Consider the following 22,142-nt stretch of genomic DNA (forward strand, 5'->3'; position numbering starts at 1 on the left):
AATTCGTTTTAGTCAGTCGCTGTTTGTGTATAGCCTAAAATAGGGATAATTTAATGACGACGTGCTTGCCACCAAGCCACAATTTCACCAATACTCATGACGATCAGACCAACACCAAATATCTGGAAGCCGAGCAAAACACTGCGGAATGGATTGATCAGCAGAAAGCCACCGATCAAGATAATTAAAATACTGTAAATAAAGCCACTCCAAGGCGTCACGTTAACGAATTGGCGTTGATCACGCGTACGGATCAGCTTGAAAATACCGTAGATCAGCAATAGGATACCCAGAAAAACAGGTAGGATACTGACCAAAACACGGGCAAAAATTAGGACAAACAAAGCAGCGATGATCTTAAAGACACCACTGAAAACAGGCAAAATATAGCTACGGTTTTGCTGTTGTACCCGGCGTCCGTTTATTAAGTTAAAGCAACCTGAAAGCAATAAATATAATGAAATTGCGTAGACGCTAAAACTAAAAACAGGGTGGGGAAAGAGCAAGATAACAGCACCAAAAATAAAATAGACCAAAGCTCGTAACCAGGTGTAGCGTTGTAATGTTTGCATCGTATCATCCTCTATTCCACAAATAAGGTAGATTGTTAGCTTTTGAAAGTTTTCGCTTTGATTTTACCACGAACGTGGGGATTAAATCGAGTTTTCGACATTTTCCATTTGCTGGCAATCACCATATTCAACCTGGATCGTGATATGTTGAATGTTATAACTTGTGCGCAACTGCTGATCAAGATCATTTAAGAAACAATCATTGTTGGTTGCGGTGTTACGGACTAAATGGACACTCAGTGCGTTATCAGTTGTACCGATCGCCCAGATGTGTAGATCGTGTACTTTGGAAACACTGGGTTGACTGGCAATACAATTACTAATCGCTTTGATGTCAACGTTGTTCGGAACTCCATTTAGCGCAAGGTTGATTGCATCACGTAGCAAACCCCAAGTGCCGATTAAGATAACGACGGCGATCACTAGGCTGACCACGGGATCTAGCCAAGTCCAATCCGTCACTAACATCACGATCCCAGTAACAACGACACCTAGGGAAACGCCAGTGTCGGCGGCCATATGCATAAATGCGCCTTTGACGTTTAAGTCTTCCTTCTGGCCATGGACGAATAAAATAGTGGTCAGACCATTGATGACAACACCAAGTAGGGCAACGATGATCACGGTCCAGCCATGTGGTGTGGCCGGTTGTTGCAAACGCTGAATTGCCTCAGTGGCGATACCACCAATGGCGATCAGCAAAAAGACAGCATTGAATAAAGCCGCCAAAATTGAGGCACTTTTATAGCCGTAAGTACGCTTGGCGGTTGGTGCTTTTTGACTTAACCAAACCGCGATCCACGCAACTAATAGGCCGAGAACATCACTAAAATTATGGCTGGCATCGGCGATCAACGCCATCGAATTGGTGGAAAAGCCAAAACCTAATTCAGCAACAATATAAATAAGATTGAGACTAACGCCAATAATAAATGGCGTTTGTTTTTCTGTAATAGTCAAACGATCACGCCTCTCAGCTTTTATATGAGTATCTGCTCATATGTTTACTATAACACATAACCAGCAGTGCGCCAGCATAATTTTAGTTTGAAAGGCAGTTTTTTGAATGCGCTTTTTTATGCAAGCGAAAATCAGCGGACGACCAAGGCGGCACCCACTTAATTTTGTACTAGCAGGTTTACGTTAATGATTTATGCTTAAACATTTGGGTTGCAGCGACGGCTTCTTGCCAACCTTGATAAAGATTATCCCGCCGCGCTGCTGTCATATTGGGTTGGAACGTTTCGCCCGCCGCATATTCAGCTTTAATGGCATCAAGATCTTGCCAGTAGCCGACAGCCAAGCCTGCGAGAAAGGCAGCGCCTAAAGCAGTTGTCTCAAGATCATGGGCGCGCTGAATTGGGATATCCAAAATATCGGCTTGAAATTGCATCAGCATATTATTTTTAGCGGCGCCGCCATCAACTTTGAGTAGTGGAATATCAATGCCAGAATCCAGCTTCATGGTATCGACCACATCTCGCGTTTGGTAAGCAACTGCTTGAAGGGTTGCTTTGACGAAATCTTCACGCGTGGTGCCGCGGGTGATGCCGAAAACTGAGCCGCGTACATCTGAATCCCAGTAGGGGGCACCTAAACCGGTAAATGCTGGCACAACATAAACTTCATCATTATCGGTTGAGGCTTGGGCCAGTTTTTCTGACTCTGGCGCGGTGCTGATCAGGTGCATACCATCGCGCAGCCATTGAATCGCTGAGCCAGCCACAAAAATACTACCTTCCAAGGCGTAATAGACTTTGCCGTTGATACCGTAGCCGATCGTTGTCAGTAGATTATGCTGTGACATTTGCGGTTTTTCACCAGTATTCATGACAATAAATGAGCCGGTACCGTAAGTGTTTTTGACCATACCAGGTTCAAAAGCCATTTGACCGAAAAGCGCAGCCTGTTGATCGCCAGCCATACCAGAGATAGGGACTTCACTACCATAGAAATGATAATCTTTGGTTTTGCCGTAGACTTCTGAATTTGGTCGTGCTTCAGGCAACATGACTTTGGGAATATTTAAGATTTTCAGGATCTCATCATCCCAAGTCAGATCATGAATATTAAATAGCATCGTTCGGCTGGCGTTGGAGTAATCGGTAACGTGGACCTCGCCGCCAGTTAGTTTCCAGACGAGCCAACTGTCGATGGTGCCAAATAAAAGCTCACCTTTTTCAGCACGTTCTTGAGCGCCGGCAACGTGATCCAAAATCCAACGAATTTTAGTGGCAGAAAAATAAGCATCGATCAGCAAGCCGGTTTTATCATGAATTAAATCAGAATAACCGTCTTCCTTGAGTTGTGCGGCAATATCCGCTGTTTGCCGTGATTGCCAGACAATGGCGTTATAAATGGGTAAGCCGGTTTTTTTATCCCAAACGATCGTCGTTTCGCGCTGATTAGTAATGCCGATACCGGCAATTTGCGTTGGTTTCACACTAGATTCAATGAAAGCATTGGCGATGGTCGATAATACAGCATTCCAGATCTCGTTGGCATTATGCTCGACCCAACCAGGTTGCGGAAAGTATTGCGGAAATTCGCGTTGCGAGTCGGCCGCTTTACGACCTTGATGATCGAAAATAATCGTTCGTGTACTGGTGGTGCCTTCGTCAATTGCTAAAATATACTGCTCTTCTGCCAAAATGAGCTCCTCCTTAAGGTGATCCAATAAATAATCAGCATAATTAAAAATAGTTTAACTGTATTCATTATAAATGATTCGTTAAATGATAGAAAGCGTTGTCAAATTTATATGTGCATAATATACGCTATTGCTAGTAGTTTATGGCTGTTGCTGTACGGTTATAATTTAGCCAAATGATGGGCTAGACTTGTGCTACAATAAGTTCGGTAATCATTTTTTTGTCATGAGTAGCTGGCGTGGCTGAAATTAACCTTAATTATAAGTAGGAGGGCAAGTATGGCAATTTTAGTAGCAGGCGGTGCCGGATATATCGGCTCGCATATGGTCGATCGCTTGATTGAAAAAGGACAAGATGTGGTTGTGGTCGATAATTTATCAACGGGGCATTTAGCTGCTGTTCACGAAAAAGCCCGCTTTTATCAAGGCGATACCCGTGATAAAACTTTTTTGACTAATGTATTTAAAAAAGAAAAAATTGATGGCGTTATTCATATGGATGCTTTTTCGTTGGTCGGTGAATCAATGACTGATCCGTTGAAGTACTTTGATAATAACATCTACGGGATGATCGTTTTACTTGAAGTGATGCACGAACAAGGTGTGAAGTACATGGTCTTTTCATCTACAGCGGCCACTTATGGTGAACCTGAAAATGAATTGATCGCTGAAACTGATCATCAAGAACCAATCAATCCTTATGGTGAAAGCAAACTAGCGATGGAGCGCATGATCCGCTGGGCTGATGAAGCTTATGGTATTAAATTTGTGGCACTACGTTACTTTAACGCTGCCGGCGCGAAGGCTGATGGTAGTATTGGTGAAGACCATCATCCGGAAACTCATTTGATCCCGATTATTTTGCAGGTTGCTGCAGGACAACGGGCTGAATTACAAATTTTTGGGGCTGATTACAAAACGCCAGATGGGACTAACGTTCGCGATTACGTGCATGTGCTGGATTTAGCTGACGCGCATATGTTAGCTTTAGAATATTTGCAAGCAGGCAATCCAAGTCAGGCCTTTAACCTAGGTTCATCAACTGGATTCTCTAATCAGCAAATGCTGGAAGCGGCACGTAAAGTGACTGGTAAAGCGATTCCGGCTAAGGTTGCGCCTCGACGTGGCGGTGATCCTGATTCGTTGGTTGCCGATAGCAAAAAAGCACGTCAAGTGTTAGGTTGGCAACCACAGTACGATGACGTTGAAGATATTATTCGGACTGCGTGGGCGTGGAAACAGAGCCACCCACAAGGTTATGCTGATAAATAAATGTTGTAAATAGAAAATAACGGTTATGCGCGAGGATGATTTCCTAAACGCATTAACCGTTATTTTTTTAGTAATATGACGTTTAATGTCAGCTTGCTATCGATTTGGATAACAAAAAAGTCCTAACGTTAAGGACTTTTTTGCTAAGTATTAAACGATGATCGCTGTTTTTAAGGTTGCTTCCAGCCACTCGCCAAAGAATGAATAAGTTTTGGCTAATTCATAAATTTGGGTATCCGCATCAGGGTAGTGTAGGGTCAGGGTTTCGTCTTGCGAGTTCACGGTGATACCTAGTTCCTGCTTGTTTGGCAACTCTAATTGGAAACTACCAACTTGTTCGCCGGTACGCATCAAAATATTATTACCTGAAGCAATAACAAACAAGTTATCTAGGCAAGGTAGTGTGTCAATGGCAACTGCTTCGACCGTCAGCGTTAACGTCTGATTAGTCAACTCAGGCAGGTGCTGTGCTTCCCAGCTGAAAGTACCGCTAGCAGAAACATGGGGCTTACCGATGGTCGTCACGTCGTTGCCAGTTTCGTCAACCACTTGAAAACTCCGAACATCGTAATGGCCAATTTCCACATTGATCTTAACGGGCACTGCTACGTTGTTACTAACTTTAAGCGTGGCGGTGAAGGTTTTAGCATCAGGGAATTTAACGCCAAAATGAAGATCATTAACTGGTTGTAGAATGGTTTCCTTAGGTGAGCGGAAACGTAGATCGGCTGCATACAATAATTTGATTATTTGTAGTAACGCTGGGAACATTTTTTCATTGATCAAATAATCAGGGGCTTCATCAGTGATATCAGCTAAGACCGGCAACTCGTGAGCCGTCAGATGCGCCTGCACGTGTAGGGCTTGGTCGATCGCAAATAGTACATGATTTTCACCAGCTTCATCAGCGTAGTTAACATTCACGGCGGTGCCATGTTCTTGTTGCACGACTTGTAGCCATAAATGTTCGATCAGTGCCGAATCGCCGATCAATTTATCTTCGTTGAAAGCTTCCCACATTTTATCCATAAATAAGCGGGTATAGCTAGCACCAGCTTCAAATAAAGCCGCATCGTTATGTGCCCAGTGTGCTTTATCAGTTAACAATTGCCGTTTTTGTTGATACAAGCGGGCAAGATTCGTACGTACTTGGGCGATATCGGCGGGAGCTTCGATAACATCGCGTAATTGTGGTTGTTTGAAATTAAGCATTGTCGTCGTCACTCTCCCTCTGTGTCGCCAATTGTGGACCAGCTGCTAAGCTAGCCATATAGCTATCAGCAATATGCTGTAACGAATTTTCAAATTGTTTTAAGGAACTATATTGACTAATGATTGCTTGATATTCGTAGTTGGTCACGGCTGCTTCAACTTGAATTTGCCGTTTTTCTTCATCGTAACGTGCTTGCGCTGCAGCACGAGCCGCGTTTAAACTTGATTGTAAGCTAGCCACTTCGCTAGTATCACCGCTGGCTTGTGGGGACGCGCCTTCTTCTGGCTGATCAATGAAATTTTTCATTAAGCCTTTGAAGCCACCACTATTACGATCGCGATTACTACGTGTTTGCGCGTCGGGCTCAGCCACTGCGGCTGCTTCTGCTTTTTCTAACTGGCTTTGTAAATGATCAGCCTCAGCAAAAGCGTCATCGTGCAAGCTAGCTAAGCGCTTTTTAAGATAATTCTTGGGATCAGCCGCGTAAGTCTCTAAATCAGGTATGATCTGGCGCTCGGCATCGGAATATTGCATAATTTGGCGCGTCCATACATCAAGTACGCCAAATTGTCGCCGATGATACCAATCGCCGAACATCACGATGCCATCGGCGCTAACTTCAAAGAATGGGATATAAGTCTGTAACCATTCAACTAGACCTTTTTGCAAATAAGCACGCAATTCAGATTGAGCTTGCTTATCGTACGCTAAAATATAGCCTGGTACTTCAGAGAGGTCAAGCCTTAGTGCCTCAGCGGTTGCATCAATTCCACGGTAGAGATCAAGATCAGAATGATCTTGCCAAGCTGCCGCAAAGTTCGTAAAAAACCGTTTTTGATAGTCCAAAGATTTTTCAATATCCACGGAAAAATTCCCCCCAGCGATGTATTTTTACTCTTACTACCATTCTACAGCTTTTAGCGCTATCTTGGAAAGCTTTATATATTTAAGAAAATTGTAACAAATTATTTTAAGCATCATAAATGAAGCTATCGCGTTTTTGTTAGGGTGAAAACGCGGGCAGCTTGGTCCTAAAATGGAATTTAAGCAGCAGAAATAAAAAAATCCCACAAATTTTGCGGGATTTTTCAAAGAATAATTATTTATTGATGGCATCAACGATTGATTGCACATAACCGTTAGTGTCTTCAAGTGTAGCGCCAGAAACTACATCAGTCATCTTGGAATGAGCATTTAAGTCATTCTTCAATTGATCAGCAGTCTTGCCAGCGGCATACTTGTTGATAGCGTTGATCGAAGTCATCCGTGGTTTGGTTGCTTTAGCTTCCTTCTTCATCAAAGCACTATAAGCTTTATTATTAACTTGTTTAGAAATTAAGATTTTACCTTTAGGATAATTTTTGCCGAAATCAGAGTTGCTGTTTGGAACACCCTTGAAGCCCTTTTTAGGTACAAATTGGAATTCATCGATGCTAGCAGCAGCAACTTTATCGCCGCTCATAGCAACAGTGGTAACGCCAAATGAGTCAGTCCCATGGGGTGCTGCTTCGACTTGTTTCAAAGTAATGTTGTCATCAGTCACATCGATACCCTTAGTTACATAACCTTTAGTCGCTGCTTGCGCAATTGATTTTACATAACCATTAGTATCAGCCAAGGTTGCGCCAGAAATAACTTTCTCTTGCATTTTCTTGTCTTTAGCTAGGGCTGTATTTAATTGTGCTGCTGTTTTACCAACTGTGTATTTTTGAATTGCTTCTAGAGACTGTTCACGACCTTGTGTTGCTTTAACTTCTTTCCTCATTAAACCGCTATAAGCTTCATCATTAGTTGCTTTTGAGATCAGCATTTGCTTATTCTTAACACCCTTAGCAAAACCTTTAGTGCTGTTAGGAACAGGGGTCATGCCGTCAGAGCCTTTTTTGACGAATTGGAATTCATCAATGTAGGCAGCGACGATCTTGTCACCCTTCATAGCAACTGTGGTCACAGCGAAAGCTTGCTTACCATGTGGTGCAGTATCCAATTGTTTCAATACCACTTGGTTATTGTCGGTAGCGGCTTGTGCGCCACCAACAGCAGAGAACGTTGCAACTGAGCCGCCCATTAAGACTGCAGCTGCCAACGTCACGATTTTGCGACTTAACTTATTCAATATATCCAGCTCCTTAATTTGTAATTAGAAACGTTTGCTGAGAACGTTCCCCAAAACGTACGACGTCATCGTAGCACGTTGTTAGTGATTTGTATAACTATTTTTTGTAAGCATATTCTTAACCATCAGTGCCAAGTAAAAAAGCGTCAGCTAGACGCTTTTATTTACCAAGTGATCGTATCTGGATTAGTTGCAACGCCGGCGACACCGTGTAATTGATCAATGGCAGCAACGTCAGCAGAACTTAATTCAAAGTCGAATAACTGTGTGTTTTCACGAATACGTTCGGCATGCACCGATTTTGGTAGTGGTAAAAAGCCGTGTTGTAGTGACCAACGCAAAACAACTTGGGCAACTGTTTTGTGATATTTTTCCGCAATTGTCTTCAATTCAGGTACAGCAAAAATCTTACCAGTACCTAGTGGACTATAGGCCTCAGATAGGATGTTGTGGTTATTGTTGTAGGCGACAACTTCAGACTGTAGATCACTGGGGTTTAAGAAAATTTGGTTAACTTGGGGAACGACCGTTGCTGTTTTAAGTAGTTCGTCTAAATGCTTAGGCCGAAAATTAGAAACACCGATCGCTCTTAGTTTGCCGGCTGTTTGCGCTTCTTCCATGGCACGCCAGGAACCTGCATTAGCTTCGATCCATTCGTCACGAAAAGCAATTGGATTAGGCCAGTGAATTAAGTAAAGATCTAGGTAATCAAGGCCTAAATTATTCAGTGAAGTATCGATCGCTTTTTTAGTATTATTGTAGCCGTGATCGTTACCGGTTAGTTTTGAGGTGACCCATAATTCGTCACGCTTAACGCCACTTTCACGAATGCCGGCACCAACACTAGCCTCATTACCATACGCAAAAGCGGTATCAATGTGCCGATAACCAGCTGCGATCGCTGCTTTAACAGATTCCTTAGCCACAGTACCATCAGGCGTTTGCCAAGTACCAAAACCAACAATTGGGATCTTTGTCCCGTTATTCAAAGTAAATGTATCCGTTAATTTAGTTAGTTGAACCAAAATAATCACTCCGTTTCTATAATAACTATAACAATAAACACTGTGAAGCAGTCAGTATTTGTTGTGAAATTTATTTTCACAGTAGCATAACCTTATAGCGGACAACAAAAATAGCGCCGGTAAGGGCGCTATTTTCAGATTAATTTTCGCGTTGGGCTTTTTGAGCGGCAACGTTGATGATATTCCAAGGCCGATCAAAGCCAGGCTGGAAGAAGAAGTCGGCGTAAGCCAAATCATCGATCGTCATTTTACCTTGAATAGCAAGTGAAATGGCATTGATGTTAGCAGTAACGTCAGCTTTTGACATAATCTGTGCACCAAGCACACGACCGTTTTTAGGGTCGTAAGTTAGCTTGAACAATACTTCTGTATTACCAGCAGTTTCAGGAACAAATGGTGGCCGGTAAGTATCGGTAACGAAGACGGATTTAGTCGCGACACCATAATTACCAGCAGTACCTTCCTTGATCCCAGTGGAAGCAAATTTGTAATCAAAAACAGATAATGCAGAAGAACCAGAAACAGCAGGTACTGGATATTTAGCATCGACTAAGTTTTTAGCAGCATACCGACCTTGACGGCGAGCATTGGTTGCCAAAGCGATCCGTGCTGAACCACCAGTTGGAGCGAAACGAACCAAAGTAGCGTCACCAACCGCAAAGATATCGGGTTGACTAGTCCGCAAATATTCGTCGATCTTGATCAAGCCTTTTTCATCTAATTCAAGGGTATCTTTGAGCCAAGCGGTGTTAGGTTTGATCCCAGCCGCTTCGATCACTAGATTAGCGGGGAAGGTTGCTTGGTCAGTCACAACTTGAGTGACTTTACCAGCATTACCTTCAAAACGTTGAACTGATTGGCCAACTGCTGCATAGATATCACGTTCAGCCATTTCTTTGGTTAGAACGTCAGTAAATTCAGCGTCCAAGTATAGGCTCAATAGACGTGGTAATAAGTCGATCACGGTAACGTGCTTACCAGCTTTAGCGAAAACTTCAGCGGCTTCGATACCGATATAACCAGACCCAATGACGACGACGTTTTTAACGTCAGGATCAACTGTTTTAGCCTTAAGTTTAATTGCCCAATCGCGGCCACGCATCGCGTAAACATTATCTAAATCTTTACCGGGAACAGGTATCATTGCTGGTACTGCACCGGCGCTAAGAATTAATTTGTCGTATTTTTCTTCTCGTTCAGTCTCATTATTATGATTTTGTACATGGACGGTGTGTGCTTGTGGATCAATGGCAGTGATTTCTTCGCGTGTATAAACGGATACACCTTGTGCGCGCATCTTTTCTGGTGTTGCGTAGCGGACGGAATTAACATCCTTAACGGTACCTTCAAGATATAATTGCATGCCACAAGAAAGGAAGGATAAGAAATCACCTTTTTCATACCATTGAATTTCAGTTGTTGGGTCATTGGCTAAAATTTCCCGAACAGCTTCATAACCACCATGTGATGAACCTACAACGATTACTTTCATAAAAATATTGACCTCCTATGAAGTTTATTGGTAGCCAAATAAATTTGGCTACGCTTTTATTATAAGCCATTTAGTGCTAAATTAAAACCACTTCTTAATAATAATGATTATAAATTTTACACAATTAATTACGAATAAACACTATAAAAACGGTCTTTAATACTTATTTAGTGTAAATAAAATTTCATTCTAACTGCAGAATAATCTAAAAAAATAAACAGTAGCTGAAAAAGTGTCCGTTTACAAAAATATATTGACTGATTAGTCATTGACTGTATAGTCAAAAGAGCCTATACTCATGGCACAAATGATAAATAAGGCAATTGTACTGGGAATTTAGTAGGTGTGACTTCAGAGGAGGAAGCGATGATCATGGTGGAAAATGTAGTTGAGATCGAACATTTACAAAAAAAGTTTGGTAAGACGGTTGCGCTGGAAGATATAACCTTTGCTGTACGTCAGGGGGAAGTCTTTGGCTTTATTGGCCCCAATGGTGCGGGTAAATCGACGACCATTCGAACCTTATTGGGGATCCTACGCGCTAGTGGCGGGGCGGCGACAATTTTTGGTCAGGATGTTTGGCGCGATGCGGTGGCAATTCACACGCGCTTAGCATACGTACCAGGGGATGTGTATCTGTGGCCTAATCTAACTGGTGGCGAAGTGATCGATTTATTTTTAAAGTTAAATCACCAAAAGCATTCAGCCAAAACAGATACATTGATCAAGCAATTTGAATTAGATCCAACTAAGAAAACGAGAACTTATTCCAAAGGCAATCGGCAAAAAGTAGCCTTGATCGCTGCTTTCTCAACTGAAGCCGATCTATATATTTTTGACGAACCCACTTCAGGCTTAGATCCATTGAATGAAGAGATTTTCCAAAAAAATGTGTTGGCGCTAAAACAGGCTGGTAAAAGTATTTTGTTGTCCAGCCATATTTTATCGGAAGTGGAACGGATGTGTGATCGCATTGGTATTATTCGCCAAGGACGGATCATTGAAACTGGCTCATTGGAAGAGATGCGTCACCTTACTCGGACGGTCGTTCAGGTACAAACTAAACAAGCACCGAATGATATTAGTCAGTTAGCTGGGGTTCATGATATTAAGGTAGATTCTAGTGAAGTAAATAAAATTTCATTTGCGGTCGATTCTGACCAAATGAGTCCAGTTATGGCAGCTTTAGCCGCTAAAGAAATTATTAGTTTACAAAGCACACCGCCAACGCTGGAAGATCTCTTTTTACGTTATTACAATGATGACCGTCAAGAGGTGAAACGCGATGCACAATAATAACTTTAGTCAGACCGGCTACCTAACGCGCTTTTATTTACGACGAGACTGGCTCAAAATTTTAATTTGGTTAATTGGTCTCGTTGGCTTGATGGGTATTGGTGGTGGTAAGTTTGATGGCCTATATGGCACCAAAGCGGCAATGAATTCAATTGTGGCGACACTAAAAACACCGGCAATGATTTCGATGTTTGGTCCTTTTACCGCACAACAGCCTTATAACGTGGCGCTTATCTTTGCGATGGAAATGATGGTATTCATGGGCTTATTCATGGCAATAATGAATATTTATTTTGCGGTCAAAGCAACGCGCGCAGAAGAAGATAACGGTATCTTGGAGTTAGTCCGTGCTCATGCGGTCGGTAAATACGCACCATTATTGGCGGCTACACTAGAACTTTTGATCATCAATTTAGTGATCGGTATTTTAGAGTCGCTCAGTTTAATTGCTGCTAATATGACTGGGGCAAATGCAGCTGGTAGTTGGCTATTTGGCCTTGGACTAGCTGCAGTTGGTTTTATGTTCGGTGTTTTTTCTTTGTTGATGGCTCAACTAAGTGATAATGCCCGTGGCGCCACAATTTTAAGTTATTTGGTGTTAGCCATTTTATTTTTAGTCCGTATGCTGACTGACGTCACGAACCCTGACTATACTTGGTGGTCACCGTTTGGATGGATCGAGAAATTATCGGTTTATGATCAAAATATCTGGTGGCCAGTGTTGGCAATGCTTGGCGTAGCGCTATTAGTGATTGGTGCCACATTTTACGCCTATGCACATCGTGATGTGACCGCTGGCTTAATTGCCACACGTCCTGGACGTAAGCAGGCGTCGGCATTGTTGGCAGGGCCATTGACTTTGATTTTCCGGCTAGAACGGACTAGCTTTATTGTTTGGCTAATTGGCCTGTTTGTTTTAGGCGCCAGCTATGGTTCAATTTTTGGAACTGTTGGCGATATTATGAAAACTAATCCAATGGTGGCTCAATTAATGGGTAGCAAAGCGGTGAATGCGGCCACGCAAACCGTTATTTTAAACTTTGCAGCGTTATTAGCAATTGTATTTGTGGTGCTAAGTACGATACCGGCCATGCAAATCATTCTGAAACTTAACGGTGATGAACGTAAAGGTTGGTTGGAACAGATCCATGCTAAATCAATTTCCCGGTTGCATCTATATTGCAGCTATGTTGTATTAGCCCTGATTACTGGAAGCTTAAGCCTGTTATTGGGCGTTATCGGGATGTACGCTGCAGGGCAGTCAGTGATGGATACACCGATTCCACTAAGCCGTTTTTTACGTGCTTTCTATGGCTACCTGCCGGCATTGTTGGTTACAGTGGGTATTAGTGCGGTATTCGCCGGGCTATTACCGCGGCTACAAGCAATCAGTTGGCTAGTGCCGATCTATGGTTTTATTTCCCTATATTTAGGTAATTTATTGGATCTGCCTAAATGGGCCGTGAATTTAACGCCTTACGGTTGGATCAATAATGTACCCTTGCGGCAGGTTCAATGGCCGCTGACTGGAGCATTAGTGGCGCTGGCATTTGCGTTATTTGTGATTGGGTTTATGCTTTATAGAAGAAGAGATATGGTTGAAAATTAAGCAGGAGGCAGCAGGTTAATGACTGAAGACATCACAACAGTTCCTAAGGACCCCGCTAAGGTTGCGCGAATTTTGGCCAGCGCAATGCATAACTTCGCCATCTATGGCTACCGTGCCACTAAAACTGATGTCATTGCTCATGAAGCAGCGGTATCCAAAGGCATTGTTTTTCGCTATTTTGGCAATAAGGCTCACCTATTTGTGGCGGCATTACAACAGGCAGTCGATAAAATGGAAGCAGTGGCGGATTACAGTATTTGGCGCGAGGCCAATGATTTAGTGGATATGATCGTACGTGCCACAAAATATAAAATTGCGTTAGAATTGCAGTATCCGGATGAATTTGGTGTGTTGATGAATGGTTATGTTAGCGCCGATCAAGCGCCAGCAGAAGTGCAGGCCGCTATTAAAGGCATTTATCAAAGTGCAACTAAAAATAATCTGGCTCGGTTGGTTACGCCAGTATTGGACCGCCTGCCGTTACGGCCAGAGATAGATCAGCAGACCATTATGATCATGATGAATGCAGTAATGGGGCAAATTGAAAAAGAAACTAAGCTATTCATGAAGAAAAATCCGCAGGCAACGCTGAATGAGTTTGACGAAATTATTGCTCATGCCAAAAAATATATTGGTGTAGTTGAACACGGTATTTTAAGCGAGCGCGCTTGAAGCTAATTACTAGCGCGCTTGAAATAAATTTGCGATTGACAGCCTTGATTTTAGATGATAGGCTACAGTTACTTTATATCATGTGAACGATGCAGAACAAAAAGTAGTTAATTTATCTGGGTGTCAGAAAGTCGGTGGTTGCTGCGAACCGATCAGGGTAAGTTAACCAAATACCGTTCTGGGTTCAAACGGCATTCAAGCGCCGATACTCGCTTGCAGAGTGGAGCTCTAGGCTCAATCTGGGTGGTACCACGGCATTTGTCGTCCCTGTTGCAATTTATTTTGCGGCAGGGACTTTTTTTATACTTAATTTTGAGGGGAAGTAAACGTGATGCAACAACACTGCGGTGGTAAGGCGCGTTATTGAAACTGACCAGTGGTTCAACAAAGTCAGTTTAACTAAACGATGAAAGACAGGAGAACAAAAATTATGCAGAATAAAATGAAAAAATTAAGTTTCACCGAAGCACTGATCGTATTGATCATTGTTTTAGCAGTGATGGGGGTTGGCGTGATCGGCTTTGGTTTATCACCACAAGTGCCGGTGATGCTGGCGATGAGTTTGGTCATGGTGTGGGCTAAGTGGCGTCACTCTGATTGGGCAACCGTCAATGTCGGCATTGCAGAAGGCATTGAGAAAGGGATCATCCCGATTTTTATTTTTATCTTGATTGGCGCGATGATCAGTACTTGGATCGCTGCCGGGACCATTCCAACCTTGATGGTAGTCGGTTTTAAATTGATCAGCGTCCGCTGGTTCCTACCATCTGTGTTTGTGGTTTGTGCCTTAGTTGGGGCCGCTGTTGGTAGTACCTTTACCGTCGCGTCAACGGTCGGTTTAGCTTTCTTCGGCATGGGAATGACGATGAATTTAAATCCAGCAATGGTAGCCGGTGCGATCATTTCCGGTGGGATCATGGGTGATAAGTTATCACCATTATCAGAAACCAATAATTTAGCCGCGGCCGTTGTTGATATTGATCTGTTCACCCATATGCGCAACTTATACTGGTCGATTTTACCCGCTGGTGGGATCACGTTGATTATTTTTAGCTTTTTGGGGCATACAAGTACCAATGCTAGCCTAGATCGCATTCAACAAACCGTTGGGATCTTGAATCAGCACTTCACAGTTTCATTTTGGGCATTGATCCCGATTATTTTAGTGTTTGCTTGTGCTGCGTTTAAAGTGCCCGCCATTCCAACGATGTTACTCAATGTTTTTGTCACCGCCGGTCTATTATTTGTTGAGCAGCCACATTTAGGTTTGAAAAATTTAGCGACGATCATCACCGACGGTTTTGTGGCCCATACTAGTAACGCGGGTGTCGATAAATTATTATCCCGTGGCGGTATCGTCAGCATGATGCCGACGGTTGCGCTAATTGTATTGACGCTATCATTAGGTGGTTTATTGGTGAAATTTGGTTTGATCGAGGCCGTAATGACACCAATTGCACAGCATTTAAATAGTAATGGCAAGTTAATTTTGGCTGGCTTAGCAGCTTGTATTGGCGTTAACTTATTTGTTGGCGAACAATTTTTATCAATTATTTTACCAGGGCGAGCGTTTAAAAAGGCCTTTAATCAAGGTGGCTTAAGCGATGAAGCTTTAGGCCGCGTCTTAGAGGATGGCGGTACGGTCATCAATTACTTGGTACCATGGGGTGTCGGTGGCGTGTTCTTAGCCAATACGTTGGGCATTCCGACTATTGAGTACTTACCGTTTGTGTTCTTCAGTTTACTCTGCCCAGTAATGTCACTGATCAGTGGTTTTGCGGGGATCGGGTTGCAACGTTTCAAAGTAGCAGCAAACTCGCTATAATAGAATCAGCTGCTGTCCAAACGCATTAGTGCGGCTGGGCAGTTTTTACTACAATAGAAGAAGGTTGATCGCTGATGCATCTAAAGAATGCTGGTCAAGTTGGCCAAATTCAAACTGAGAAACACATTTATCACGGTTATATTTTTGATTTAGTCCAGCGTCAAATTAAAACGCCGGATCAAATGACGGTAACGCGGGATGTTATTTTACATCGGCCTGCGGTGGCAATTCTAGCACTAACAGCCGATCAGCAAGTAGTCATCAATACCGAATATCGCTCGGGCTTCAATCAAGAAAGTATTGCGCTACCAGCAGGCTTACTAAATGAGGGCGAAAATACCTTAGCAGCCGCTCCCCGTGAGCTAAGCGAGGAAACTGGCTACGTGGCGCATAACCTACAAGAACTGACGACTGTGGCTTCATCGGAAGGTTTCACTGATGAACGGGTAACGTTGGTCCTAGCGCGCATTGACGCTACTGAGCGAGTGGCAACGCACTTCGACGCTGATGAATTTGTTAATAGCCAATTGATACCCTTAACTGAGCTGGTTAAACTGATCAAAAACGGAACTGTACAATCAGCGCAAACTGTTGCGGCGGTCAGCTATTATTTGGCCTTTTGTCAAGCTAATTAGTTTTTTTAGACAGTTGCGCTGGCCACTAGTTTAGCAGATTGATCGAATTAGTTTTAAAAACTAAAATAAAGTTAATGATGAATTTTACTGATCTAGGATTACACCACAGATAATAATTATGGTGTAATCTTTTTTTATTTTCTGAACATTTTAGGCCGTGCTGCATAAGTCAGCCGCGGCCACCATTTTGTGATTAGAAAAAGTGATCTACATAATTAAGCTAGTTGCTGGCACTATATTTTTATAGAAAAATTTAGTCGTATGCCGGATTTTTTTCTAATATTGTGGAGTAAATAGGTGATCAGCTTAAGCTATATTTTTTCATAGACAATGATAGCTATTTATGTAAATATTTCCTGATAACCGGCGATTCCCATGGAAATCACCGGTTTGATTTTGAGCTTGGCGTCACGCTTTTCTGCAAGCCTAAACATTTAGTTGGAAGTATGGTAAAATGATAGTATGATGAAAAAAACAGAGCGCGAAAAAATGACTGCCGGCGAAGTTTACCAACAATTTGATCCTGAATTGATCGAACGCCGGAAAATGATTCGGCGGCAGTTAAAAGAAATCAACCTAATTGACGACAATGCAGAACGTAATCAGCGTTTCAAAGCGTTATTAGCGGATACTGGGGAAGACTTTTTCGTCGAAAGTGAATTTAAGTTTGATTATGGCTTTAATATTCATATCGGCGATCACTTTTACGGTAACTATGATATGACGTTTTTGGACACATGCCCGATCACGATTGGTCATCATTGCTATTTTGGCCCGAATATTGGGCTATACACGCCGATTCATCCTTTAGATGCAGCGCGGCGTGATGCTGATATTGAAATGGGTGCACCGATCACGATCGGCAATAGCTGCTGGTTTGGCGGCCGCGTGACGGTGTTGCCTGGTGTGACGCTAGGGAATGAAGTCGTTGTCGGTGCAGGTTCTGTTGTGACAAAATCATTTCCAGATAAGGTCGTGATCGCCGGTAATCCAGCGCGTGTGATTAAACAGCTTTAATTAGAGAGTGCCAAAAAAGGCAGATTATTCCACATAACTACGCTTGTTAAACGATTCGCTATGCGAATCTTATTAGCAAGCTAGGTTATGTTCTATAATCTAAGCGCCTTTTTTAGCACTCTGCAAAAGGTCACGAATTCCTTGAGCTCATTTTAAATGAGTAATCTTAATTCCAAAAAAAAGAAAGAAGGCAATACTGCGACTGAAACTCACCTAGAACGGGGGCAACCTCGCGTGGCACTATATGTACCGGTGATCAAGGATGAATCCGGGAATTAACGACTGGGGACTGGAAGCATGGCGGATAACCAAGCTATAGTTTGTCAGTAAAGTGCAGACACTTTGCGACAACACCAGGACGAATCAGTAATTTTCCTCTAGGGCACGCCAGTTGTGGACGTGTTTTCAGGCGCAGGTTTATAATTTTAAAAGCAAAACAAATTGATCGAACCGTTTTTGTACCAACTGTAAGTCTCTTCGTGTTAATGTCGCTGATTTTACTGCTTGGCGGTCATTCAGTTCAGCGTTGGTTAGCTAGCGTAATGACTGGTATTACGACTAACATGGGCTGGCTATTCTTCGGTGTATATATTCTGAACTTCGTTTTCTTTGTTTACTTAGCTAGTAGCCACTTTGGTCGTATTCGTCTTGGCAAAGCGACCGACAAACCCAAGTATAATAATTTTCAATGGGGAAGTATGGTTTTTGCAACGGCGATCGACGCCAGCATTTTAATGTTAAGTATGGTCGATCCATTGCGGGCTGTTGCTCATCCCGCTTTTAACGTTAAGCCATTTTCACACTTAGCCTATTTAGATGCTAGTATGTTTGGCCAGTTTGATTGGGGTCCGATGGCGTGGATGATGTTTGCTTCGGCAACGATTGCGATCGGTTATGCGATGTACAATAAGCATCGTTCAGTGCAACGCTTGAGTGAAGCTATTACCTTGCTTGACGGTCAACAAGGCTACAAAAAAATGTTGCGCACATTTGTCGACTTTTTAGTGGTTGTTGGTATTATGGGTGGCATTGGCTCATCGGTTGGGCTGGAGATTCCGATTTTAGCAACGGTAGTCCACAGTTTTACCGGTGTTCCCGATAACTTCATGCTGAAATTAGCCTTATTTGCGATTTTATTTGTTTTATTTGCAGTTACTGTGTTTGCTGGCTTAGAAGGCGGTATTGATCGCTTGAGTGCAGCACATATTTGGACGGCGGTGGGCTTTTTAGCCTTTGTTTTGTTGTTAGGGCCAACTAAGTTTATAAGCCAATTGGAGCTCGGTAATCTGGGCCACCTAGTCAGTCGCTTTATTCCACTAAGCACAGGTTTAGTTGGGAAAAATGCCATTGTGACCAATGCCAATACGATTTTTTATTGGGGCTGGTGGTTATCATATATGCCATTTACTGGGTTATTTATCGCCAAAATCTCTAAAGGACGCACGATTCGGCAAATTATCGTGGGCATGCTCGTTTTCGGTGCTTTAGGTTGCATGAGTTTCTACGCCATTTTAGGTGGCTATTCGCTGTATTTGCAGCATAGCGGCGTTATTAATTTGGTCCAGATCTTAAATACCCAAGGTCAAGCCGCAGTTATCGCTAAAGTATTGAGCACCTTACCATTTAAGGTAGCGGTTTTGATTTTCTATAGCTTATCTTGCTTTATTTTCCTGGCCACAACGATCTCATCTTCAGCCTTTATCGTTTCTTCATTGACTAGCTTGAAATTGAAAGCAGGCCAAGAACCCAGCCGCTTCAATCGGATGATCTGGGTCGGTGTTTTCATTCTCTTCTCAATGGGGATCGTCGTTGTTGGCGGTTTTAAAACCGTACAAACGATTTGTACCTTAGCCGGTTTACCGTTGATTTTTGTCTGTATTCTGTTGCTGGGCTCAACCGTACAAATGGTACGGGCTGATCAGACTGTCTATGCGACAAAGCGGACGCGGGCTGGCTTAGAGCATGATGCTGAAATGCAAGTCCAACAGTTGCGGCATAAGCAGCAGCGTAAAGTCCAACATAGCGGCATCGCACCAATTAGATACTAAAAGTGTCCAAAAAGAGCTTAGTGAATATATACATTCACTAAGCTCTTTTTAAATCAATCTTCTTTTTCCGTTGCCTTACTTACTGTGATCCAAGTAATATGCTGATTATCACCAATTTCAGCGACGGTCAGGCTGAAAGGTGGTACGATCAATTGTTCATGTAAACCGATAGTTGGCTGTTGCTCTAATAAATAGCCGGATAAGGTGACGGCATTACTTTCTTCTAAGGCGGGAATACGGACTTTAAAAGCAACTTCAAAATCACTTAGTGTAATTTTGCCATTGACGCGATAACTACCGTCGTCTTGGGCCTGGACGTAATCTTTATCACGATCATTTTCGTCTTGGATATCACCCAGGAGCTCTTCGTTGATATCTTCATCGGTGATGATACCAGCTGTACCGCCATATTCATCGGTAACTAGGGCAAATGGTGATTTAGTTCGTACCATCATGCGGTAAATTTCATTGATCAGCATACCTTCTGGCACATGTGCGATCGGCCGAATCAATGTTTGGACTGAAACGGTGGCATCAATGGCGTTTTGTTTAGCTAAATCATAAGCGTAAAGATAACCACAAACTTGGTCATGATTTTGGTTGCGCATCACCGGAAAACGAGTTAAGCCAGTTTCTAAATAGCGTTGGTAAGCCGTTGCAACATCATCTTGATTACTAATGAAAATGGCTGAAGTACGATCGATCATAACGTCTTTGGCGGTGCGATCATTGAAGTCGAAGCCACGTGAAATAAAAGTAGCGTCAGCAGAATCAATTGTGCCGCCGCGCACTGCCTCACGAGTGATACCGAGGATCTCCGCTTGGGTAAAAATATCTTCGCTTTCAGTGGCCACGGTGTAGCCGAGTACTTTTAAAACGGCAGCAGCGGATAGATTCATGAACCAAACTAATGGGAAGGCAATTTTTTGGAAACCGCTAACGGGGCGAGTGATCAATAGAACGATTTTATTCGGCCGATCGATCGCCATTGACTTAGGGACTAGTTCGGTTAAAACGACTTCTAAGTAAGTTAGGATAATGATACTGACAGTGGAAAGTATCCAGTTTTCTGGGAGCTTGACGCCAAATTGAGCGAAAAGTAGAACGATTGTTTCCGACAGTGTACTTTCACCGATCGCCCCCATTAAAATTCCGGTGAAAGTGATCGCCACCTGCGTGGTGGAAAGTGTGTCATTAAGTTTTTCCAGTAAACCTTGTGCCACTTTGGCGGTGCGATTACCGTTATTGATCAATTCTTTTAAATAGGATGGTCGAACTTTAAGCACTGAGAATTCTGCCGCAACAAAAATTGCCGCAATAAAGCCGACCACAATAATGATCAACCAATTAATTAATAAGCTCACACTGATTCCTCCAACAAATTATAGATTTAAGTTACCATATAGTTTAGCGGATTTATTGCAATTACGCCACTTCTAGAATTATCACACTAAAGTCGTAGATGAAAATCGTTAATAAGCGTGATTCTAATTTGTTAATTTTTAGTTAAGCTAGATAATAACAAATTAAACGGGAGGCAGTATAATGCGATTTCTGAAACGTTTTGATTTTTGGTTGGCAGTGATTTTCGTCGGCTTATTTATTAGTTGTTTACCGCACAATATTGAGGAGATCCATTGGTTGAGCTTAATGCTGACTGCCACAGGCGCATTGCTCGCCAGTATCAGTGCTGCGCGAGAATTATAAAATACATAGGCAAATAGAGTGTGCCATAAGACGGTCAGCTCCTGAGCATTAGCCTAGATTGACGAATAATACACGTAGTGGATTATTTGACGATCGTAGCTAAGCGGAGGGAGCGGTCTTATGGCACACGTTTAAGCTATAATGTTCGGCAATAAAAATGAGACTGCGACATAATTTCACTTATGTTACAGTCTCTTGATGACAAATTATTGAATTTCGATTTGATGTTTAGTCGCGTTAGCTGATTTTGGTAAAGTGATCTTTAAGACGCCGTCGTCATATTTCGCAGTGATTTTAGCTTGATCCACGTTAGGCAGTTGATATTGCCGTGAAAATTGACCGTAGTGCCGTTCGCGCCGGACTAACTGATCATTTTTATCGCGTTCATCAGTGTTTTGCTCGTTTTTAGCGCTAACGGTTAAGACGTCGTTTTGATAATCGATTTGCAGGTTCTTTTTATCAATTCCAGGCAAATCAATGGTTGCGTGATAGGCCTGATCACTTTCTTTGATATCTGTCCGCATGGTGTCGTCGAACTCTGGAAATTGGAAAGCGTCGTCAAAGAAGCTATGCGCTAGCCGATTGAAGAAGCGACCTGTACCTAAGTCCATCAAGTCATTTTGCCGATTCGTTAAATCATTTGCCATAACAAAAGCCTCCAATTAATTTTTTTGTTTAGTAATACTTGATTACCTTACAAATTCTATTATAGTCAAAGTTGGTCAAAATGCTAGTAATTAGCACTCAATGATTCAGAGTGCTAATTTGCATTTATTTTTTAGTTCAAGGATAATAGATATATTGTGAAGTAACTCGAAAATTAGTTAGTAGGCAATATAAGCAGGTACAATCAGAATGATTCGTCGTGTTTAAAGCTTAAGTGAATAGGATTAGTAGGGATAGTTAGCCGAGTTGCATAAGCAATCACTGTAATAAAATTAAGCTACTTTATAGTGCAAATAACGGCATATATTTTTGCAATTAGATTGAAAG

Annotated in this window: 20 protein-coding genes; 10 read left to right on the forward strand and 10 right to left on the reverse strand. The window is 42.5% G+C overall.

Annotated features, from left to right (window positions below; translation table 11 throughout):
* Positions 1–50 precede the first annotated feature (50 nt).
* The 3 genes from EKM76_RS04160 to glpK form a co-directional block, all read right to left on the reverse strand.
* Positions 51–572, reverse strand: a complete 522-nt coding sequence (locus tag EKM76_RS04160; RefSeq protein ID WP_125549440.1) for an HdeD family acid-resistance protein — start codon at positions 570–572, stop codon at positions 51–53.
* 81 nt (positions 573–653) lie between these two features.
* Positions 654–1,532: a cation diffusion facilitator family transporter gene (locus EKM76_RS04165; protein ID WP_125549441.1), complete on the reverse strand. Its 879-nt coding sequence runs from the start codon at positions 1,530–1,532 to the stop codon at positions 654–656.
* A gap of 178 nt (positions 1,533–1,710) precedes the next feature.
* Positions 1,711–3,222 (reverse strand): glycerol kinase GlpK, encoded by a 1,512-nt coding sequence (glpK, locus tag EKM76_RS04170; RefSeq protein WP_125549442.1) that lies wholly within the window; start codon positions 3,220–3,222, stop codon positions 1,711–1,713.
* A 279-nt stretch (positions 3,223–3,501) separates the two neighbouring features.
* Between glpK and galE the strand changes: the two genes are divergently transcribed.
* Entirely contained in the window at positions 3,502–4,494 is a 993-nt protein-coding gene (gene galE, locus EKM76_RS04175; RefSeq protein ID WP_125549443.1) for a UDP-glucose 4-epimerase GalE, read from the forward strand.
* Positions 4,495–4,644: 150 nt separating this feature from the next.
* On the opposite strand, the gene EKM76_RS04180 is transcribed toward galE, so the two are convergent.
* From EKM76_RS04180 to EKM76_RS04200, 5 genes are all read right to left on the reverse strand, one after another.
* The gene (locus EKM76_RS04180; protein ID WP_125549444.1) at positions 4,645–5,706 is read right to left on the reverse strand and encodes a hypothetical protein; all 1,062 of its coding nucleotides are present in this window, start codon (positions 5,704–5,706) and stop codon (positions 4,645–4,647) included.
* The gene (locus tag EKM76_RS04185; RefSeq protein ID WP_125549445.1) at positions 5,699–6,571 is read right to left on the reverse strand and encodes a hypothetical protein; all 873 of its coding nucleotides are present in this window, start codon (positions 6,569–6,571) and stop codon (positions 5,699–5,701) included. Before EKM76_RS04185 ends, EKM76_RS04180 begins: the two co-directional genes overlap by 8 nt.
* A 235-nt stretch (positions 6,572–6,806) precedes the next feature.
* A complete protein-coding gene (locus tag EKM76_RS04190; RefSeq protein WP_125549446.1) occupies positions 6,807–7,823 on the reverse strand; it encodes a hypothetical protein in 1,017 nt (338 codons plus the stop codon).
* 164 nt (positions 7,824–7,987) lie between these two features.
* A complete protein-coding gene (locus EKM76_RS04195; protein WP_125549447.1) occupies positions 7,988–8,848 on the reverse strand; it encodes an aldo/keto reductase in 861 nt (286 codons plus the stop codon).
* 139 nt (positions 8,849–8,987) lie between these two features.
* On the reverse strand, positions 8,988–10,340 hold the full coding sequence (locus EKM76_RS04200; RefSeq protein WP_125549448.1) for an FAD-dependent oxidoreductase: 1,353 nt from the start codon (positions 10,338–10,340) through the stop codon (positions 8,988–8,990).
* A 366-nt stretch (positions 10,341–10,706) separates the two neighbouring features.
* On the opposite strand from EKM76_RS04200, the gene EKM76_RS04205 reads away from it, so the two are divergent.
* From EKM76_RS04205 to EKM76_RS04235, 8 genes are all read left to right on the forward strand, one after another.
* Positions 10,707–11,636 (forward strand): ABC transporter ATP-binding protein, encoded by a 930-nt coding sequence (locus EKM76_RS04205; protein ID WP_164507579.1) that lies wholly within the window; start codon positions 10,707–10,709, stop codon positions 11,634–11,636.
* On the forward strand, positions 11,626–13,245 hold the full coding sequence (locus tag EKM76_RS04210) for an ABC transporter permease (RefSeq protein ID WP_125549449.1): 1,620 nt from the start codon (positions 11,626–11,628) through the stop codon (positions 13,243–13,245). Before EKM76_RS04205 ends, EKM76_RS04210 begins: the two co-directional genes overlap by 11 nt.
* A gap of 18 nt (positions 13,246–13,263) precedes the next feature.
* The gene (locus EKM76_RS04215) at positions 13,264–13,917 is read left to right on the forward strand and encodes a TetR/AcrR family transcriptional regulator (protein ID WP_125549450.1); all 654 of its coding nucleotides are present in this window, start codon (positions 13,264–13,266) and stop codon (positions 13,915–13,917) included.
* A gap of 430 nt (positions 13,918–14,347) precedes the next feature.
* The gene (locus EKM76_RS04220; protein WP_125549451.1) at positions 14,348–15,742 is read left to right on the forward strand and encodes a Na+/H+ antiporter NhaC family protein; all 1,395 of its coding nucleotides are present in this window, start codon (positions 14,348–14,350) and stop codon (positions 15,740–15,742) included.
* 74 nt (positions 15,743–15,816) lie between these two features.
* Entirely contained in the window at positions 15,817–16,377 is a 561-nt protein-coding gene (locus tag EKM76_RS04225; RefSeq protein WP_164507580.1) for an NUDIX hydrolase, read from the forward strand.
* A gap of 465 nt (positions 16,378–16,842) precedes the next feature.
* A complete protein-coding gene (locus tag EKM76_RS04230; protein WP_125549476.1) occupies positions 16,843–17,394 on the forward strand; it encodes a sugar O-acetyltransferase in 552 nt (183 codons plus the stop codon).
* Positions 17,395–17,550: 156 nt separating this feature from the next.
* A complete protein-coding gene (locus EKM76_RS13770; RefSeq protein WP_263853674.1) occupies positions 17,551–17,673 on the forward strand; it encodes a hypothetical protein in 123 nt (40 codons plus the stop codon).
* A gap of 161 nt (positions 17,674–17,834) precedes the next feature.
* Positions 17,835–19,442, forward strand: a complete 1,608-nt coding sequence (locus EKM76_RS04235) for a BCCT family transporter (RefSeq protein WP_263853675.1) — start codon at positions 17,835–17,837, stop codon at positions 19,440–19,442.
* Positions 19,443–19,495: 53 nt separating this feature from the next.
* On the opposite strand, the gene EKM76_RS04240 is transcribed toward EKM76_RS04235, so the two are convergent.
* Positions 19,496–20,806: a hemolysin family protein gene (locus EKM76_RS04240; RefSeq protein ID WP_125549454.1), complete on the reverse strand. Its 1,311-nt coding sequence runs from the start codon at positions 20,804–20,806 to the stop codon at positions 19,496–19,498.
* Between the two features lie 181 nt (positions 20,807–20,987).
* Between EKM76_RS04240 and EKM76_RS13410 the strand changes: the two genes are divergently transcribed.
* Positions 20,988–21,149 carry a hypothetical protein gene (locus EKM76_RS13410; RefSeq protein WP_164507581.1) on the forward strand — a complete coding sequence of 54 codons (162 nt, stop codon included), beginning with the start codon at positions 20,988–20,990 and terminating at the stop codon, positions 21,147–21,149.
* Positions 21,150–21,355: 206 nt separating this feature from the next.
* On the opposite strand, the gene EKM76_RS04245 is transcribed toward EKM76_RS13410, so the two are convergent.
* Positions 21,356–21,796: an Hsp20/alpha crystallin family protein gene (locus EKM76_RS04245; protein WP_125549455.1), complete on the reverse strand. Its 441-nt coding sequence runs from the start codon at positions 21,794–21,796 to the stop codon at positions 21,356–21,358.
* Between the last annotated feature and the right edge of the window lie 346 nt (positions 21,797–22,142).

Source organism: Loigolactobacillus zhaoyuanensis (assembly GCF_003946385.1).
Classification (GTDB): domain Bacteria; phylum Bacillota; class Bacilli; order Lactobacillales; family Lactobacillaceae; genus Loigolactobacillus; species Loigolactobacillus zhaoyuanensis.

Excerpts from the sequence above, each read along its gene's own strand:
- EKM76_RS04160 (WP_125549440.1), bottom strand. The coding sequence starts at position 572 with ATGCAAACATTACAACGCTACACCTGGTTACGAGCTTTGGTCTATTTT.
- galE (WP_125549443.1), top strand. The coding sequence starts at position 3,502 with ATGGCAATTTTAGTAGCAGGCGGTGCCGGATATATCGGCTCGCATATG.
- EKM76_RS04180 (WP_125549444.1), bottom strand. The coding sequence starts at position 5,706 with ATGCTTAATTTCAAACAACCACAATTACGCGATGTTATCGAAGCTCCC.
- EKM76_RS04200 (WP_125549448.1), bottom strand. The coding sequence starts at position 10,340 with ATGAAAGTAATCGTTGTAGGTTCATCACATGGTGGTTATGAAGCTGTT.
- EKM76_RS04205 (WP_164507579.1), top strand. The coding sequence starts at position 10,707 with ATGATCATGGTGGAAAATGTAGTTGAGATCGAACATTTACAAAAAAAG.
- EKM76_RS04210 (WP_125549449.1), top strand. The coding sequence starts at position 11,626 with ATGCACAATAATAACTTTAGTCAGACCGGCTACCTAACGCGCTTTTAT.
- EKM76_RS04215 (WP_125549450.1), top strand. The coding sequence starts at position 13,264 with ATGACTGAAGACATCACAACAGTTCCTAAGGACCCCGCTAAGGTTGCG.
- EKM76_RS04220 (WP_125549451.1), top strand. The coding sequence starts at position 14,348 with ATGCAGAATAAAATGAAAAAATTAAGTTTCACCGAAGCACTGATCGTA.
- EKM76_RS04225 (WP_164507580.1), top strand. The coding sequence starts at position 15,817 with ATGCATCTAAAGAATGCTGGTCAAGTTGGCCAAATTCAAACTGAGAAA.
- EKM76_RS04230 (WP_125549476.1), top strand. The coding sequence starts at position 16,843 with ATGAAAAAAACAGAGCGCGAAAAAATGACTGCCGGCGAAGTTTACCAA.
- EKM76_RS13770 (WP_263853674.1), top strand. The coding sequence starts at position 17,551 with ATGAGTAATCTTAATTCCAAAAAAAAGAAAGAAGGCAATACTGCGACT.
- EKM76_RS13410 (WP_164507581.1), top strand. The coding sequence starts at position 20,988 with ATGCGATTTCTGAAACGTTTTGATTTTTGGTTGGCAGTGATTTTCGTC.
- EKM76_RS04245 (WP_125549455.1), bottom strand. The coding sequence starts at position 21,796 with ATGGCAAATGATTTAACGAATCGGCAAAATGACTTGATGGACTTAGGT.